The organism is Arthrobacter sp. TB 23, assembly GCF_000294595.1.
In the GTDB taxonomy this organism is placed as follows: Bacteria; Actinomycetota; Actinomycetes; order Actinomycetales; family Micrococcaceae; genus Arthrobacter_D.
Map to the genome: position 1 here is coordinate 1 of NZ_ALPM01000125.1, position 15,900 is coordinate 15,900.

Below are 15,900 nucleotides of genomic sequence, written 5' to 3' on the forward strand. Positions count from 1 at the left end.
CCACGCCTGAGGCGGCAGTAAGTGCAGCGACAGCTGCAACGGCTGTGGGAATCCCGTAGAAGTCTGCGAGAAACCCAGCCAGTAGTGCCCCTACGGCGAACCCACTATCGCGCCAGAGTCGGTACACCCCGACCGAGCGGGCACGCCTGTGAGGGTGCGCGACGTCTCCGATGGCGGCCAGCAGGGCGGGGTAGACCATCGCCGTACCCAGCCCCAAGAGGACTGCGGCAAGGAGCCAAGGCCCGAAGCTATGGGACCAAGCGACTACCGCGAGTCCCACAGCTTGGATCGTCATGCCGGCCACGATGAACCACTTACGGCCCCACCGGTCTGAGGCGGCTCCAGTGAAGAGTTGTCCGGCTCCCCATACCGCGGGGTAGACGGCGGCCAGAATGCCCACCTGGCCAAGGCTCAGCCCGGCGCCGAGGAAGAGGACTGGGAAGAGTCCCCAGGCTAAGCCGTCGTTGAGATTGTTCACCATACCTGCCTGGCTGACTGCCGAGAGCGAACGGTCTTTGAAGCTGGTGAGTGTGAAAATTTGCCCGGTGGTCAAGTCGGCGTGAGCCCCGCCGTGTGTGCTGGAGTGTCGCGAGGCTTCGGTTCTGGCGTGGTGGCGGGTCTCACGCACGGCCAGGACAGACAAACTCAGTCCGAGAGCGATATAGGCGGCTCCGAGGAGGAACGGGCCGGGGCGAAGTCCATAGGTTGAGGCGATGTAGCCGGTAGCGAGGGCGGTGACGGCGACTCCGAGGTAGCCGGCCGATTCGTTCAGGCCCATGGCGAGGCCGCGCTGTTTGGGGCCGACGAGGTCCATTTTCATGATTACGGCCGCTGACCAGGTCAGGCCCTGGCTGATACCCAGGAGCACATTTGCCGCAACGATCCATCCCCAAGATGGGCCGAAGATGAGCATGACTGGGACGGGGATCGCTATAAGCCATCCGGCGACGAGGACCGGTTTACGGCCATACCGGTCCGAAAGGGTCCCCGCGAAGTAGTTCATCGCTGCTTTGGAGAGCCCAAAGGCGATGATATAAGTCAGTGCGCTCGTGTACAGATCGAGGTTGAACGTTTGGGAAGCGAGCAGGGGCAAGATAGTGCGTTCCTGCCCGAGTGTGCCGCCGACGAGCGCGTTAACGGCAACCAAAAGGGTGAACTGTGCCAGGTTCTCCCGTAGCCCCAGCACCGCAGCGACGGGATCGGCATTGTTTTCCGCCGTTGTTCTAGCCCTTGTTCTCGCCATTGTGGGGTACTCGCTTTCGTGCTGGGGCATAAGGGTGCCCGGGCATGAGGACGGTCATGCCCGGGCGGTCTTGGGGTGGGTTGAGCTTGTTTAGACTGCGGAGACGCTGCCCTGCCAGGCGTCCCAGGCGGCGTAGCTGCCGTCAAGTTCGACGATGTCGTACCCTGCGCGGCGTAGAGAGCTGGCCGCCACAGAATTCCGAACACCAGACTGGCAGTAGGACACAATGGTGCCGCTAGCCGGGAGTTCGTCTAGGTGCCACATCACTCGGCCACCGCTGAGCTGGTGCGAGCCAGGAACATGTCCGGCTGTGTGCTCGGTCTTGTTGCGAACATCCAGGACCATGGCGGCATCAAAACCATCGAGTTCCTCTGGTTTGATCAGCTTGGGGGTGAAGGTAGGGAGCCCTTCGATGCTGGTGAGGTAGCCCGCGACGTTGTCGATGCCGACGCGGACTAGGTGGTCCCACATGTCCATGGCGGCTTCCTGATCCGGTGCGAGCAGGACAAGGGGGTTCTTGTCGGTCTCAGGGTTGACAACCCAGGCGCCGTAGCTGGCCACAGATTTTCCTGCGGGCACGTTCAAAGACCGGGCTACCGTCCCTTCGTGGACGTCTGCGTTGGAGCGGGTGTCAATGAAGGTCAAAGTGTCCTCTGCCAGGCTTGCAGCGACGATGCCCGTGGCCAGTTCTGGCAGTGGCGTACGCTCACCCATGACGGCGGGCCCCTCCCGGTTTTCGCGCTTCATCCGGCCAAAGTAGGCGTGCGCGTCGGGCTGGCCGTCGAGAAGTTCGTCAATGAAGCCTTGCTCATCGTTGGCGGCGAGGTAGGGACCCCACCAGGCGTAGAGCCTCTCGTAACCTACCGTCGAGGAGGGGACCGCGCCAAGGGCCTTGCCGCAGGCGCTGCCGGCGCCGTGGGCGGGGTGAACCTGAACGTAGTCCGGCAGGGTCAGGAACTTGTCGCGCAGGCTGGTGAAGAGCTGCTTGGCACCTTCGAAGCGGGTGTCCATCCCACCGGCCGCCTCGTCCAGCAGGTCCGGCCGACCCAAGTCGCCGGAGAAGACGAAGTCTCCGGAGAGCAGGTATCCGGGCTGGTCGCTGAAGGCGCCGTCGGTAATCAGGAAGGACAGGTGTTCTGGGGTATGGCCCGGGGTGTGGAGGGCCTTGATGGTGATGTTGCCCAAGGTGATGGCATCTCCGTCATACAGGCGCTCACCCTCGAAGGTGTACTGCCAATCCGGGCCACCCTCTCCGGAAACGTAAACCTTCGCGCCGGTGGCGGCGGCCAGTTCACGGGTGCCCGACAGGTAGTCGGCGTGAATGTGGGTTTCGGTGACAGCGACAATTTTCATGCCGTTCTTTTCAGCCAGTTCCTGATAGACAGCGATGTCGCGGCGGCCGTCAACCACGATCGCTTCACTCTTGGCTTGGCAGCCGATCAGGTAGCTGGCCTGGGCGAGGTCCTCATCGTAAATGCGTTCGATAAGCATCTCGTGCGCTCCTTCATCAAAGGGGGTTGGAGGGGTGTTCTGAATCAAGTGTAGATACCCCTGGGGGTATAGCGCAAGCCGTGCGGTCTAAGCCGTTCTCCTATGGAACAGCCGGCGAGCAAAGCTGCGGCGATCAGCCTGGACATGGCGCGGCGCTTGCCGTGCCGGGTTTTCTGGAGGTTGTTGATAGGTGACTGGGTAGCCTGACCGGTACCACTCGGTGATCCCGCCTGCTACGTTGACGGCCTGGTATCCGTGGCCTCGAAGGATCCTCGCGGCGTGACTGCTGCGCTTCCCTGACCCGCACAGCACATGGATCGTGCTGCCCGGTAGATTGGCAAGCCGGGAGGGCAGTTCTTCGAGCGGGATATTCAGGCTTCCCGGTATGTGAGCGGTGGCATGCTCTTCACGGCTCCGCACGTCGACCAGCGTGACGCGGGGCCACACGGTGGCGAGTTCGTCTGCCGAGATAGTGGGATGCGGATGGTTTCCTGACATCGCGTCAGGCGCGCTGGGGTGAGGCGTGGTTACGCAGTGCTGTGGTGTCGATGTCTTTGACTGCCTGGATGACTTCTTCGAGGCTTGTGGCGTTGAGGGCTCCGGGTTGGGAGAAGACCAGGGTCTGGTCTTTGAACGCCATCAGCGTGGGGATGGAGGTGATATTCGCTGCTGCGGCAAGGCCCTGCTCTGCTTCGGTATCTACTTTGGCGAAGGTGATGTCCGGGTGACTTTCGGCTGCTTTTGAGTACGTGGGGGCGAACATGCGGCACGGGCCGCACCATGCTGCCCAGAAGTCAACGAAGACAATCTTGTTACTCTCCAGGGTTTCGGCGAAGTTCTTGCCGGTGAGGTCGATGGTTTTCATCGTTATTTGTGTCCTTTCGGGCCTTGTTCTGGGTAATTGGTGGGGTAGTGCGGGCTTAGCTGGTGGGAAATCCAGCGCGGGTCCAGGCGATCATGCCGCCGGCCATGGTGTCTGCCGAGAAGCCAGCACCATTCAGGGCGTCGGCGACACGAGCTGAACGGTTGCCGCTGCGGCAGACCACGATGACGGGCATTGCCGGGTCCAGTTCGGACAGGCGTGCCTGCAGCTGATCCATGGGGATGTGGAGGGCTTCGGGGATCATGCCTTCCTCGACTTCGAAGTCCTCTCGGACATCGAGGATGCGTGCGGTAGAGCGCCGTTCCCCGGCTTCGGTGATAGTGATTTCGGCCATGGTGTTCTCCTTCGAAGGATTGTGGGTGTTGTCAGCGGACAGGTTCGCCGGCAGAGCGCCAGGCGTTCATGCCGCCGCGTAGGGAAAATGCCTGGTACCCCTGGGACGTCAGAAGCCGTGCCGCTGAGGCCGACCGGACCCCGGATGCACAAACGGCGATCACGGGCTTGTTCCTGTTAATACCGGCGGTGCTGGTCTGGAGCCGGTCCAGCGGCATGTGCTTTGCCTGGGGCGCCCGCCCGGACCGCCACTCCTGGACGGAACGGACATCAATAAGGGCCGCACCCGAGGACAAGAGCTCCTTTGCCTCAGCTACTGAAACGGTCGTGGAGGGCCTATTGAAGACTTTCTTGAGGGAATCAATGAAACCCATGGTTTTCTCCTTGCTTAGTGTTGGCCAGTACTCGCTGGTGCGGGCATAGTGCTGCGGCGCCGGCCGCTTCGTTTACGAAGGGGGCACGAACGGATGAAGAACCAGCAAATGGCGGCACCGGTTACCGCGATGGCTACGACTGCTGCGGCAATAAACCACCGCAGGTCGGTTGGGGCCTGCTGGATGAGAACGAAGGTTCCCATGGCCAGGACAAACCATCCGAATGCCTTACGCAGGGCCGCCTCGGGGATGCGGCCAGCGAGTTTGGAACCGATAAGCGAGCCCACTATGGCGGCTGCCGTCACGCCGAGGATGATACCCCAGTCAAGCTGGACGGTGGTGAGGTAGCCGGCAAGACCGGCGAAGGACTTCATGGCGATCACCACCAGCGAGGTACCCACGGCGACGGACATGGGCAGGCCGCCAAGCAGTGCCAGGGCAGGAACGACGAGGAATCCGCCGCCCGCTCCAACCAGGCCGGTGACGAGCCCGACGATCACCCCATCCAACAACACCCTGCCCAGCGGCAGTTCGTGCTGGACCGGATCTGCGCCGTCGTCGGCCTTTTTCTTCCGGCCACGGAGCATCGCGACGGACGTCGCGACCATCATGACGGCGAAAGCGGTGAGCAGGATCTGGCCGGGGATGTGTCCACCCAGAAGGCCGCCGACAAACGCGCCGGCCATGCCCGCGGCGCCGAAGATCAGGCCGGTTCGCCACCTCACCCGGCCACCGCGAGCGTGGCTGAGGACGCTGACTGCCGAGGTGACCCCGACGACGAAAAGGGATGCGGCGATGGCTTCCTTCGCTTCAAACCCGGCCACATAGACCAGGATGGGGACCGTCAGGATCGATCCGCCGCCGCCCAGAACACCGAGCGACAGTCCGATGAGCACCGACAGGGCAAGAACCAAAATCAAGGTGGACGTCATGCTGCTTTGACCTCGTCCGTCACCTCGGTGGCGACGGGAAGGGCGAGGATTGCGCTTTCGCGGGTGGGCTCGTCAGCGGCCTTGTTCCATGGCATGGCCGAGAGGGCCTGACCCATGGCGCAGGTGTTGGTGGCCGCAGAGAAGGTCAGGCCTGTGCCGATGACTCCAGCGATCGTGCGGATCTTTGGAGAGACGAACTTCCCTCCGACCAGGCCTACAAGCACCAGGGAACCGGCCACGAGGCGAACCTGCCGCTCCAAATCCCAGCGGTCCTTGCCCTTTACGACGTCACCGCCGGCAGCCGCAAAGCCAGGTGCCCCACCAGTCAACACGAAGGCGCCGTCAATTCCGGACCTACCCAGCCGCTGGCGGGCCTGTTCGGCGCGCACCCCCGACTGACAGACCAGGACCACACGCGAGCCTAGGCGGGCAGCGAGTTCATCCGTGTGCTCGGATAGCAGCGGTAGCGGCACATTGTAGGAACCGCGGATGTGCATGGACTCAAACTCAGCGGCCGAGCGCACATCAATCACTACAAGGTCCCGGTGTTCTTTGAACCAGGACTGAAGGGTTTCAGGGTCGAGTGCGATAACGGCGGATGCAGTGGAAAGGGAAGTCATAGTGGCCTCTCGGGAGGGGTGCAGGTGATTACCTCACCGAATATACAGATACCCCCGGGGGTAGTCAAAACACCCTATGGGGTATACTCTGGTGTGTAGCCATCAATACTTGGAGAACACCATGGAACTGAACCCCTCGGAACTCACCCCTGTCATCAACCGCCTGAAGCGGGCCCAGGGCCAGCTTGCGGCTGTTACCCGCATGCTCGAAGAAGGCAGGGACTGTAAAGACGTCGTTACCCAGCTCGCAGCGGTATCCAAGGCCCTGGACCGGGCCGGGTTCGCCATCATCGCGACCGGTCTTGAGCAGTGCATCGTCCAACAGGATGCAACGATGGACAAAAAGGAACTGGAAAAGCTTTTCCTCTCCCTCGCCTAACCACACCTGCTGCCGATCAGCTCAAGGAGAATCATGACCTACACACTCAGCACCACAGTTGACCTCCCCTGGGCCGAAGCCCTGAACCGCACCCGGGACGCTCTCTCGGCCCAGGGGTTTGGGATCCTCACGGAAATCAACATCCGCTCCACCTTCGAAGCCAAGCTCGGCACTGAAGCGGCCGATGCTGTCGGTGACTATGTCATCCTCGGCGCCTGCAATCCGGCCCTAGCTAGCCGCGCCCTCGCCGCCGAGCCGGAAATCGGAGCACTACTGCCGTGCAACGTCGTTGTGCGCCGAAACAAGGATGCGGACGTGACCACGGTCGAAGCCATCGACCCCCAGACCATGGTCCAGCTCAGCGCCGCCGCTGCGGTCAAAGAAGTCGCCGACGACGCCGGCACCCGCCTCCGGAACGCTCTAGCCGACCTGGCCGAAGCGGCACAGTAGGCCACCCGGGATTTACTCATTCTCTTGGCCAGTCGAAGGTCGCGATCCGATCTCAAACCGTCCTCGCCCAGGATAGTCATTTAACTAGCACCATATGCATCGCATGATGAATGCCGATGAGACTCCCGGCTCCACTGAGCCTCTAGACCGTCTCGTAAGCCGGCCTCCCACCGCGACGCAGTTTCAGGCCAAGGTTTCCACCAAGATAGCAATGCCGCCTGACTAGGAGATTCGCGTATACCCCGCCCGATAAAAAGCCCGGTGAAGGCGCGCCTCAAGCGCTACGGCCGTCGGCTTTAGTTGGCATACGGCCCGATTGAGTGGATCAGTTCCGCGGGAACTGCCCCAAATGTCCCTCCAGTCACTCCGGCTGACCGAGGGTGCTGCCCATCTCTGCTTGCCGTCCCTCGATAACCCCGATGGCGGTGCGCCAGAAGCCTGGGTGGCATGACGCGCCAGTGGCTTATGAAGTCCCTTTCCTATCGCTAGGCATCTGCAAAGGATCCTCAGCTCGCATCATGCCTGACGCGTCTGGTTATCCATGAACGAACAATATGCATGGTGCTACTTGTCCGGCTGAACTGCCAGTTTTGCTGGGCGGACCCTGGTGCAACCAGGCCCGGCGCGCCGGACACGAGCCAACTTTCGCTCGGGCCTCCCCCGTCGCTTAGCTCCTCACCTAACTTTGCCTCGTGCCTCGTCCCCCAAGTTGCACTCCGACCCCTCTTCCCAGCGGTGACTCCTTATCAGAACGGCACCATGGAGAGGCGTGGGTAGCTACCTCGTCGGAGCGCCTCCCCCTTTTAGGACTCGATGAAAAAACTTTAACGGAAGTCATGCGCCTCCACCGTCACTCCCCCATGAAGTAGTAAGGAAGCCAACACGGGCTTCAGGAGGAGTCAGGAGATAACCCGTCACGGGAAGATTGCAACCCACACACCGAAACAGGCACACCCGGGACTGCCCCCGGTTTTGTTGACTCCTTGACCTAGCGAGCTGAGGCTCGTGAAAGGATGTTGACCATGCCGACGGCTTATGGGGCGGAGTTCCGCCAGGATGTTTTGGGAATCATCACCGTGTGGAGCAAATCGGGATGGCCCGACCTCGTTCTTGGACTGATCATCATCGTCGTAAATGTCACCGCCGCGAAGGAAGTCTGGGAAACAGCCCAAGAAGAACACCTCGCAGCCAAAGCCCTCGCCGGTGAAGACATCGCCTGACGTCCCCCTGTTTCGTTGCCCGCGCCTGCCAGGAGATGATGCGCTGGTTTCTGGTGTGAACGAAGCGGTGGGAATTGATCTGTTGATCTCGGAAAAGGCACGTGATGATCGTCGTCCATTCCGATCAAGCCGTGAAACGACTGGTTATCCACGAACGAAAAAAGACGCACCATGCTTTATGTCATCCTGCGACGCATTCGGACGCTCCGAACTTCTCCACTGCCATGCAGGCCCGCGGGGTTCGGGGCTCAGATTTTTCCCTTGGCCACCTCGCCCAGGATGTCGATAGCCAGTTCCTTCTTGGCCAGCAGGCGTTTGAGCCGGACGTTCTTCTTTCCAGTTCCTTCGTCCGTTTGGACGCCCCGGCGTTCTTCCCGGATTCGTATTGGTTCAGCCACCGGTAACAGGTGGGCTCGGTCGCCATCGTCAACGCCTTGTCGCGCCGTCCATGACGTGCGCCTTAAGGACGTCACGGACGCTGGTCCAAGCTTGCGGCCCGTAGCGGTCGTTGTTCACGTGATGCAACTGAGCCTCGCCACTGAACATACTGGCGAAGTACTGCATGCCCTGCCAGGCAGGGAAGGTCGCCTCCTCGTCCTTCGATACGCGACGCCCGATCCGGGCCATACCGGACAGCATTCCCGAAGCGCCCACCAGGTTGGTGCCGAGCGCAAAGACGAGCCCTGTGGTCATACCCGTCGTGCAGAGCGGTTCACCCTCCAGCCACCCCTCCGGCAAGAACCAGCGACCATCACCGACAGTCATGAAAAATTGAGGCTAGAAAGCGCGTTTTCTAGGAACCGAGAGTGTGACTCGATGAACTCATGGCTCAGATCGCTCCGCCCACCTCAGTCACCGAAGACCTAAACCGTCTACGGTCTGCGCTGGACGCCACAGTGCCGGCCAAAGACGCCACGAACCTGCAGCGGCGTGGCCGGCTCCGGTCAGGTGGAGCTGCCCATCGCGCTGCTGGAGCAGACGGGAGCTCTTCAGTTCGTGCAGTGCCCGGCGCCGGGTCCGGGCGTCCCCGGCGAGGGAGGCGAGTGTGAGCGCCTGTCCTATCCATTCGGCGGCGCGCTGTCATACCGGGATGCATGCTATTGACCGTCGAAACACCTATTGATAGTTTCAGGTGATACATTTCCAGACGAAACTACATGGGGTTTTGGCCCCTAATGCGGGGTTGAAGCATGAACTCAGTTGGACTGTTTTACGTCGGTGCGGTCCTCTTCATCAATGGCCTGATGCTTCTGGGAAAGATCACTCCCAAAAGTGCTGGGATTTTCAACGTGTTTGTGGGTGGCTTGCAGTGCATTATGCCGGTCCTGATCATTACCCAGTCAGACGGGGACCCCGCTGTAATCCACGGAACCTTCGCCGTGTTGCTGTTCGGGTTCACCTATCTTTATGTCGGCATTACCAACCTTGCCGGAATATCCCCGGAGGGCATCGGATGGTTTTCCCTCTTCGTTGCAGCTTCTGCCGTGTACATGGGGTTTGATTCGTTCATCTCCGGAGATCTGACCTTTGGTGTCATCTGGCTGGCGTGGGCTGTCCTTTGGACACTGTTCTTTTTACTGCTAGCCCTCGGCAAGAGCCGACTTACCATTTTCAGCGGATGGATCGTGGCGCTCTGGGCTGTCCCCACGACTTCGGTTCCGGCGGTATTGCTCATGCGGGGCGCATGGGAACCCGGCCTGGCTGGGGCACTGACGGCACTGGTTGTACTAGGAGGCCTGGCTGTCGTGTCCGTGATATTGGCGAAACGACCTGGTCCAGACGAGGATCAACAACCGAGGCCCGTTAATGAGTCATCGGGCAAGACCGCCTAGGGTTTGAAGAAGAAGTTGAGGATCGCGGACATTGGCGATGATTTCGGACTGAGCCGCCTCAACCTTTGGCTGCGTCCTGCCGTGAAGTTCGAGGCCGCGTGTGGACGGTTGGATCAGGACCCGACGGCGATCATCCGGATGTATTTCCCTGAATATCAGCGAAGCTGTCACGAGTTTATCTGTGGCCCGGGTGAGGCTGGGCCCACTCAGTCCGACGGCTCTGATGATCTCCGACATGGTGACAGGTGAACCTGAGCGTGCAGCGAAATCTAGCACCGACCACTGGTCAACGGTTAGTCCCTCGACGGAGACAACACGTTCTATCTGTGCGCTGACGCGTCGTGCGGCAAAGGCCAAGGTGGTGGCCAGGTCCTTCTCACCGGTTTTGAGGGGACTGATCGACATTGCAGCTCCAGATTGTGTGTAACGTTTAGCCGAAATACTTACATATGGAAGTATTTCATGGCAAGCTGCCTAAGTAACTGTTATACGCATCACACCCTAAGGATTTTATGCCAACGCAGTCGTCAATCTGGCGTGTGGGAATGATAGTGCCTTTAGGGGGGACCGCGGGCATATTCGGGCCGTCCTGCCAAGCGGTAGCGGAACTTGCCGCGGCGGAGTTGAACCAGATTAGCGGCGTTTTAGGCCGCCAGGTGGAGCTCGAGTTCGTGGACGGCAGCCGGGCACCCAACGAGGTGGCCGATGAGGTTGCAAATCTGGTCGGACAGAGACGAATCGATGCTCTGACAGGTTGGCACATATCGTCCGTTCGGCATGCTGTAGTGCCCGAAGTATCGGAACGACTGCCCTACGTCTACACCTCCCTGTATGAAGGAGGTGAGACCCGCCCCGGGGTGTATTGCAGCGGCGAGGTGCCGAGTTTCCAGATTGTTCCTGCTCTTCAATGGCTGGCCGATAACCTGGGCAAGCGACGGTGGTTTGTGGTCGGGCATGATTACGTCTGGCCGCTGCAGACTGCCGCCGTTCTGGCCGAGCCGTGCGCTCGATTGGGCATTAGAATTGTCGGTCAATCATTTGTACGGATGGATGCGGGTCGGATCAATCTTTTAGTGGAGGAAGTCGCAAAAGCTGACTGCGACGGCGTCCTGATGTTATTGGTCGGCCACGAGGCCGCAGTGTTCAACCGCATGTTCGCTGAGCAGGGTTTGGGGGACCGGATGATCCGATACAGTCCCTTGATGGAAGAGAATACGATCCTGGCGAGCGGGTCTGGGGCAACCCAGGACCTCTACGTTTCTGCGGGTTTTTTTCGGGACCTTGCGACCGCAGGATCCTTCGACCTTCAGTCCCGCTATGCGGCTTTCCATGGAGCCACAGCACCGCCTTTGAACAATGTTGCCGAGTCCTGTTACGAAGGGATGTACACGCTGGCGCACCTGGCTAGCCTGGCGGGCTCTACCTGTGTTGCAGATATGAACCGCGTCATTGGGGAGCTGGGGTACGACGGGCCCCGAGGAACGGTCCAGTTCCATGGCAGCCAGGCCGTCCATCCGGTGTATCTGGCCCGAGCCGACGGTTTCGACTTCAATATTGTCGAAAAATTATGACCTGCACCAGAGGACGGCAACTCCGCTTCGCCACACGCACGGAGACCGGAAAGACCCTCACCCTTGTTGCAACCCGGATCCGCCAGCGCTGACGTACACCCCTTTAAACCCTGAGGCTCGGTAAATTCAGGCGGACTTGAAGGCGGATCAGAGCAAGCACCTTCATGCCCGTTTGAGGAGTAGACCACCAGCCATGTACCGCAAGGCGAGCCCGTACCCACTAAGCGCCGGGGACGAGCTCGCCTCACGTTGGAATGGACAAGTGCCGGGGCTGTCAGTGTCTGTGCCCGGCATCGGATGGAAAGCGCCGGCCGCCCGGGGCCTCCGTGAAGGATGGCTCACCGGTCCTTGCGCGGTCTAGCCTGACCCGGTCGTCGATATTTCCCCTGGATGAGGTGCCCGAACGGAACCCGACGGCTGGAGGAGTGTATACCCTCTTGGCGATAGTAGAGCAACGCGGACAGGGCATCGGCTGTCCCAATTCCCCGGTGCTGCGTCGCTGTTCAAATGGGCCGCATTCACCGCAGCGATACTCGTACAATGGCACAGCGAATCTCCAATCCTTGATGTCTCGAACATTATGGTTTAGCACGGTCTTGCCCGGCTAGACGGGCAGAATATTCCGATCAAAAATCGATAAGGGGATGCTTACGGAAGCCGCCGCATTCGGAATGTCAACCAATCCGCCGATCCGGCCTTCGATAGGGGCGGCACCGAGGAACAGGTATGCCTGCTCAAAGCTCCACCCCATGGCGGGCATAAGGTAGTTGATCGCGTTCAGGCACGCCTGACGGTAGGCGACAGTGGCATTGAGGTAATAGTTGCGGCCGTCCTCCACACTGATGCCTTCGAATGTGATGAACTCCGAGTAGTTCGGGCCTACCCGTCCAGGCTTGAAGAAAGGCATATTGGTCTTGTATCGGTCCATGCCGCCCTTGATCACATCAAAGTGCAGATCGATGAAGCCGGGCATCTCGATCGCGCCGCAGAACGTGATCTCGCCGTCGCCTTGCGCGAAGTGGAGATCACCGATAGAAAATAGTGCGCCGGGGACATAAACCGGCATATAGACCCGGCTTCCCACCCCAAGATCCTTGATGTCGACATTGCCTCCGTGCTCACGAGGCGGGATGGTGCGGCATGCTTCGGCGGCCACCTTGTCGAAGGAACTGCCGCTGAGCGTACCCAAAAGAGCCCCTTGCGGCAAAGGAGGCAATGCGAGTGCTGGCACCTGGGGTGCACCCGGCACGACGCCGTCGTGCGGGGGAATATCCCCGGTAACCCGGTGAGGATTAAGGTCGATGAGCGCCTGCTCGCGGCGGTTCCACTCAGAAAGCAGATCATGGGACGGTGCGCAGCCGAACAAGCCCGGGTGGGAATTGCCGATGAACCGGACGCCAGGAATATGTCGGGAGCTTGCCCAGATACCATCCAGATCCCAGATGGCCTTCGAGGCCTGCGGTGAATAGTCAGTAAGGAACCCACCGCCATTCTCCTTGGAGAAAATGCCGGTGTAGCCCCAGGATTGCTCCTGAAACGGCCCCATATTGAGGATGTCCACGACCAGAAGGTCACCCGGCTCCGCACCCTCGATCGCAAACGGGCCACTCAACATGTGGCACGGATCGATATCCATGTCCCGGATATCATCGGGACTGTCATCATTCTTTACCTGATTGTCCGTCCAGTCCTTACACTCGATCCGGTACGAGCCCCCAGGACGAATAGTGGTGGCAGCCGGGATATCCGGGTGCCATCGGTTGTGACCGGGAACCACTTGGTCCCGCATGGAAACATTCAAATCACGGTTGATCTCAAAAATGACGTCAGGCACAGGTTTCTCCTACGGCTTGTTTGAATTCTCATGGATACCAAGGTGACGCGAATCGGCGACAGCACATCTAGGTCCGTAAGACATACAGTCGTTTCATATGGAAATACTGCATGTGGAAACACTTCAAGTCAACCATCAAGTTCCGGAAGCTAAAGATCGACGAGTAGACAGAGGGCGGCCTACCCCCGTAAGGCGACCAGCACCGGTCATCTTGGCAAACATTTGGTCCCACTGAGTTGCGAACCCATGCCCCGTTACATTTATTGGAGTCCTCGAAGGTCGGGGACTTAGTCGCTGGGCTTGGTATGACTTTCTGCCCCTGTCATTGATGATCCGGGGGGTCCTGTCGCCAAATTCAAAGGCGCTTGTTGACTGCTGATAAGGACGCGGCCGTACCCGTCTGGGTTCAGGTCTCTTCGTAACGTGGGTGCCAGGAACAGGTGTCATGACTGCGGCCAACTAGCGACTCGAGTTTTCCCTTGATGACGACTGTGTTGTGACCGTTATCAGCCCAACGGACTTCCGGGATACGACCTTTGGAGAAGCGGGATTTGGCTGGGCCGCGTCCCTTGAGGGCGATACGACTGCGCCAACTGAAGCCTTTGCGGGATCTCATCATCGCTACGCCTTCCCGCGTCTCGCTACTCTGACATTGCCTGCTGTCATCGGCCCACTGGACATTCAGGCGGAAGCTGCTGAATCCGTGGTCAGCATCCAACCTAGAGATCTCCCAGCCGAGTATGTTCCAACAACCTCAAGCCCACAAGTGGGAGATCCGACAGCTCCTGGATGGAGTCTTCCCCTTCAAAGTGCTGACACACCCAAAGGATTTCGGCTGACTGGCATCGACCAGCAAGGCGAGACGGAGGTCCAGCGGAAGCTTTTTCTTGCTTCCGCAGCGGCAGGCACCGCGGGGGGTGGCCTAATCTGGTTAGTTGCAGCCATAGGCTCTGTACTCAATGGCGTGGTCCAGACACGCCGGAATCGGAGGGCGCCGATAGCAGAAAGGGTGGGAGAACTGACGCCATCCCTAGGCAGCAGGACCGATGTCCCGGACCCTCCTGACTACCTCCGCTTAATCGCAGCCCCCGCACTTCTAGCCCTTGCTGGATCTAGGTTGGCCGGGGGCACAGCAAACGCAGGCGTTAGCTTTAAGCTGACCGGGTCGTATGGGTCTGTGGACTGCCCCTGCTTCCGTTGGCTCGGCGTCTTAGGCCGCTGTGAAGCTGCTCATCTATTTTCATACTCTATGGGCGTGAGTTTTCCCAGACGCCGCTGTCGGTTCCGGCGAGCAGTTCTTGGGGGCAACCTATTTTCTCTGGTTTCGGGTTCTTGCTGACTACTCTGAAAAGGGCAACGGCGGCACCTAACCGCCGATAACACCGTGTTACGTCCTAGGATCGTGGAACAACGTCACAACGGCCTAGGTGGATGGCTGGAGAAGCCAGGCAATGGCTGCTGCTTCGTCGGTGAAAAACCGGGGAGGGGTTACCGAGGTGTTTGCGAATGCGGTCATCACCATGCTGACCTGGTTCATCCCCAGCACTGCCAAAGAGGAATCCGCGGACTCGCAGCTAAACGCGCTTCTCGGCAGAACCAATAGACTACCGGCGTCATGCCTGCTTCCGAATATACCCAAGAATGACCAGAAGCATCTGGTTGGGGCCCCTGGTAGGAGTCCAGTGGTTATGTGAGTTTCGCATCCGATAATGGGTGCAGGAGGAAATTCACTTTTATGGCACGTAGACATACCCCTGATCAGGTCATCGCGAAGGTCCGTCAGGGCCAAAAGATGCTCAACGATAGACGGCCGATGATTGAGGTCGTGAAGGAACTGCAGGTCACCGAGGCGACCTGGTACCGGTGGGTGAACCAATACGGTTCCGAGCACAACGCCGGCCAAACCAAAGCGGTACGGGAGCTCGAGAAAGAGAACGCCCGGCTGAAGAAGCTGGTTGCGGAGAAGGAACTGACCATCGACATTCTCAATGAGGTGGCGAAGGGAAAATTCTGAGCCCCGAACCTCGCCGCCGTGCAGTGCGCATGGCGCAGGAGAAGTTCGGGGCGTCCGAAAGACTCGCCTGCAAGATCCTGGGCCAGAACCGGTCCGCCCTGCGCAAGGCACGGCCGGTGGCCAGCTTCGAAGACCACCAGCTACGGGCCGATCTGCGGGCTATTGCGGGGAAGCACCCGACCTGGGGTTGGCGGAAGGCACGCTGGCACCTCCTGGGCCAGCAACAGTGGGTTGGGGTGGCACTGAATCCGAAGCGGGTGCGCCGGCTGTGGCGCCTCGAGGGACTCACCTGCAAACCCAAGGCAAGGAAGAAACGCCGCACCGGGCCCGGGGCTGGGGAGCAGAAACGGCTAACTGCTCAGTATCCGATGCATGTGGTCAGCTTCGACTTCCAATCCGATGTGACCTCCTGCGGGCGGCATGTGCGGTTTTTCAACGTGATCGATGAATACACCCGTACCGCGCTGGCGATCATCCCGCGGCGGTCTTTCACCGCGACGGATGTGGTCGCCGTGCTTGAGGACATCATCGCTGAAACCGGTGTCGTCCCGACCCATGTCCGCTCCGATAATGGGCCGGAATTCACTGCCGCAGCACTGATCAGCTGGTGCCAAACCGCCGGCGTGGAGACCGCTTTTATTGACCCGGGGTCGCCGTGGCAGAACGGGTACGCCGAGTCATTCAACGCCCAATTCAGAAGGGAACAACTCACCGGAGAAATCAT

General features: G+C 60.0%; 18 protein-coding genes and 2 pseudogenes. 6 read left to right on the plus strand and 14 right to left on the minus strand.

Features of this window, described 5'->3' with window-relative positions:
• The 8 genes from B384_RS19475 to B384_RS0116975 all read right to left on the minus strand — a co-directional run.
• Positions 1-1,243, minus strand: a 1,243-nt coding sequence (locus tag B384_RS19475) for an MFS transporter (protein ID WP_035767480.1), incomplete at its 3' end; no start/stop codon positions are given.
• 90 nt (positions 1,244-1,333) lie between these two features.
• Positions 1,334-2,734 carry an MBL fold metallo-hydrolase gene (locus B384_RS0116950; RefSeq protein WP_019484290.1) on the minus strand — a complete coding sequence of 467 codons (1,401 nt, stop codon included), beginning with the start codon at positions 2,732-2,734 and terminating at the stop codon, positions 1,334-1,336.
• An 87-nt stretch (positions 2,735-2,821) separates the two neighbouring features.
• Positions 2,822-3,232 carry a rhodanese-like domain-containing protein gene (locus B384_RS20365; protein WP_083850986.1) on the minus strand — a complete coding sequence of 137 codons (411 nt, stop codon included), beginning with the start codon at positions 3,230-3,232 and terminating at the stop codon, positions 2,822-2,824.
• Between the two features lie 4 nt (positions 3,233-3,236).
• Positions 3,237-3,599: a thioredoxin gene (gene trxA, locus B384_RS0116955; RefSeq protein ID WP_019484291.1), complete on the minus strand. Its 363-nt coding sequence runs from the start codon at positions 3,597-3,599 to the stop codon at positions 3,237-3,239.
• Positions 3,600-3,654: 55 nt separating this feature from the next.
• Entirely contained in the window at positions 3,655-3,951 is a 297-nt protein-coding gene (locus tag B384_RS0116960) for a rhodanese-like domain-containing protein (RefSeq protein WP_019484292.1), read from the minus strand.
• Between the two features lie 31 nt (positions 3,952-3,982).
• Positions 3,983-4,324: a rhodanese-like domain-containing protein gene (locus tag B384_RS0116965; protein ID WP_019484293.1), complete on the minus strand. Its 342-nt coding sequence runs from the start codon at positions 4,322-4,324 to the stop codon at positions 3,983-3,985.
• Positions 4,325-4,338: 14 nt separating this feature from the next.
• On the minus strand, positions 4,339-5,256 hold the full coding sequence (locus tag B384_RS0116970) for a sulfite exporter TauE/SafE family protein (RefSeq protein WP_019484294.1): 918 nt from the start codon (positions 5,254-5,256) through the stop codon (positions 4,339-4,341).
• The gene (locus B384_RS0116975; RefSeq protein WP_019484295.1) at positions 5,253-5,876 is read right to left on the minus strand and encodes a rhodanese-like domain-containing protein; all 624 of its coding nucleotides are present in this window, start codon (positions 5,874-5,876) and stop codon (positions 5,253-5,255) included. The genes B384_RS0116970 and B384_RS0116975 overlap by 4 nt, the downstream gene beginning before the upstream one ends.
• 121 nt (positions 5,877-5,997) lie before the next feature.
• Here B384_RS0116975 and B384_RS0116980 point away from each other — a divergent pair, with 121 nt between their 5' ends.
• The 3 genes from B384_RS0116980 (at position 5,998) to B384_RS0116990 (ending at position 7,925) form a co-directional block, all read left to right on the plus strand.
• Positions 5,998-6,255, plus strand: a complete 258-nt coding sequence (locus tag B384_RS0116980) for a metal-sensitive transcriptional regulator (protein ID WP_019484296.1) — start codon at positions 5,998-6,000, stop codon at positions 6,253-6,255.
• Between the two features lie 33 nt (positions 6,256-6,288).
• Positions 6,289-6,705 (plus strand): DUF302 domain-containing protein, encoded by a 417-nt coding sequence (locus B384_RS0116985; protein ID WP_019484297.1) that lies wholly within the window; start codon positions 6,289-6,291, stop codon positions 6,703-6,705.
• A 1,022-nt stretch (positions 6,706-7,727) separates the two neighbouring features.
• Positions 7,728-7,925, plus strand: a complete 198-nt coding sequence (locus B384_RS0116990) for a hypothetical protein (RefSeq protein ID WP_026041266.1) — start codon at positions 7,728-7,730, stop codon at positions 7,923-7,925.
• Between the two features lie 196 nt (positions 7,926-8,121).
• Here B384_RS0116990 and B384_RS19480 read toward each other — a convergent pair.
• Together B384_RS19480 and B384_RS0117000 are read right to left on the minus strand one after the other, a co-directional pair.
• Positions 8,122-8,343: pseudogene (locus B384_RS19480) on the minus strand (IS3 family transposase); the annotation flags it as partial.
• Positions 8,344-8,351: 8 nt separating this feature from the next.
• Positions 8,352-8,618, minus strand: a complete 267-nt coding sequence (locus B384_RS0117000; protein ID WP_192813110.1) for a hypothetical protein — start codon at positions 8,616-8,618, stop codon at positions 8,352-8,354.
• A 497-nt stretch (positions 8,619-9,115) separates the two neighbouring features.
• On the opposite strand from B384_RS0117000, the gene B384_RS19485 reads away from it, so the two are divergent.
• Positions 9,116-9,757, plus strand: coding sequence for an AmiS/UreI family transporter (locus B384_RS19485; RefSeq protein WP_019484301.1), 642 nt, complete (start codon positions 9,116-9,118; stop codon positions 9,755-9,757).
• Here B384_RS19485 and B384_RS0117010 read toward each other — a convergent pair.
• Complete coding sequence (locus B384_RS0117010; protein ID WP_019484302.1) at positions 9,737-10,162, minus strand: MarR family transcriptional regulator; 426 nt, start codon at positions 10,160-10,162, stop codon at positions 9,737-9,739. The two genes, B384_RS19485 and B384_RS0117010, sit on opposite strands and share 21 nt — an antisense overlap.
• Before the next feature lie 107 nt (positions 10,163-10,269).
• Here B384_RS0117010 and B384_RS0117015 point away from each other — a divergent pair, with 107 nt between their 5' ends.
• The gene (locus B384_RS0117015; protein ID WP_026041268.1) at positions 10,270-11,328 is read left to right on the plus strand and encodes a substrate-binding domain-containing protein; all 1,059 of its coding nucleotides are present in this window, start codon (positions 10,270-10,272) and stop codon (positions 11,326-11,328) included.
• 274 nt (positions 11,329-11,602) lie between these two features.
• Here B384_RS0117015 and B384_RS21535 read toward each other — a convergent pair whose 3' ends face one another.
• From B384_RS21535 to B384_RS21350, 3 genes are all read right to left on the minus strand, one after another.
• Positions 11,603-11,920 (minus strand): FmdB family zinc ribbon protein, encoded by a 318-nt coding sequence (locus B384_RS21535; RefSeq protein ID WP_156809147.1) that lies wholly within the window; start codon positions 11,918-11,920, stop codon positions 11,603-11,605.
• 12 nt (positions 11,921-11,932) lie between these two features.
• Complete coding sequence (fmdA, locus tag B384_RS0117020) at positions 11,933-13,162, minus strand: formamidase (RefSeq protein WP_019484304.1); 1,230 nt, start codon at positions 13,160-13,162, stop codon at positions 11,933-11,935.
• 1,423 nt (positions 13,163-14,585) lie between these two features.
• The gene (locus tag B384_RS21350) at positions 14,586-14,708 is read right to left on the minus strand and encodes a hypothetical protein (protein ID WP_272942585.1); all 123 of its coding nucleotides are present in this window, start codon (positions 14,706-14,708) and stop codon (positions 14,586-14,588) included.
• Positions 14,709-14,897: 189 nt separating this feature from the next.
• Here B384_RS21350 and B384_RS0117035 point away from each other — a divergent pair.
• A pseudogene (locus B384_RS0117035) lies at positions 14,898-15,900 on the plus strand (IS3 family transposase); the annotation flags it as partial.

What these genes read in the sequence shown, in the direction of transcription:
- B384_RS0117010 (WP_019484302.1), bottom strand. Translation starts at nt 10,162, where the DNA reads ATGTCGATCAGTCCCCTCAAAACCGGTGAGAAGGACCTGGCCACCACC.
- B384_RS0116985 (WP_019484297.1), top strand. Translation starts at nt 6,289, where the DNA reads ATGACCTACACACTCAGCACCACAGTTGACCTCCCCTGGGCCGAAGCC.
- B384_RS0117015 (WP_026041268.1), top strand. Translation starts at nt 10,270, where the DNA reads ATGCCAACGCAGTCGTCAATCTGGCGTGTGGGAATGATAGTGCCTTTA.
- B384_RS19485 (WP_019484301.1), top strand. Translation starts at nt 9,116, where the DNA reads ATGAACTCAGTTGGACTGTTTTACGTCGGTGCGGTCCTCTTCATCAAT.
- B384_RS0116950 (WP_019484290.1), bottom strand. Translation starts at nt 2,734, where the DNA reads ATGCTTATCGAACGCATTTACGATGAGGACCTCGCCCAGGCCAGCTAC.
- B384_RS0116975 (WP_019484295.1), bottom strand. Translation starts at nt 5,876, where the DNA reads ATGACTTCCCTTTCCACTGCATCCGCCGTTATCGCACTCGACCCTGAA.
- B384_RS0116960 (WP_019484292.1), bottom strand. Translation starts at nt 3,951, where the DNA reads ATGGCCGAAATCACTATCACCGAAGCCGGGGAACGGCGCTCTACCGCA.
- B384_RS0116970 (WP_019484294.1), bottom strand. Translation starts at nt 5,256, where the DNA reads ATGACGTCCACCTTGATTTTGGTTCTTGCCCTGTCGGTGCTCATCGGA.
- B384_RS0116965 (WP_019484293.1), bottom strand. Translation starts at nt 4,324, where the DNA reads ATGGGTTTCATTGATTCCCTCAAGAAAGTCTTCAATAGGCCCTCCACG.
- trxA (WP_019484291.1), bottom strand. Translation starts at nt 3,599, where the DNA reads ATGAAAACCATCGACCTCACCGGCAAGAACTTCGCCGAAACCCTGGAG.
- B384_RS0116980 (WP_019484296.1), top strand. Translation starts at nt 5,998, where the DNA reads ATGGAACTGAACCCCTCGGAACTCACCCCTGTCATCAACCGCCTGAAG.
- B384_RS20365 (WP_083850986.1), bottom strand. Translation starts at nt 3,232, where the DNA reads ATGTCAGGAAACCATCCGCATCCCACTATCTCGGCAGACGAACTCGCC.
- B384_RS0116990 (WP_026041266.1), top strand. Translation starts at nt 7,728, where the DNA reads ATGCCGACGGCTTATGGGGCGGAGTTCCGCCAGGATGTTTTGGGAATC.
- B384_RS0117000 (WP_192813110.1), bottom strand. Translation starts at nt 8,618, where the DNA reads ATGACCACAGGGCTCGTCTTTGCGCTCGGCACCAACCTGGTGGGCGCT.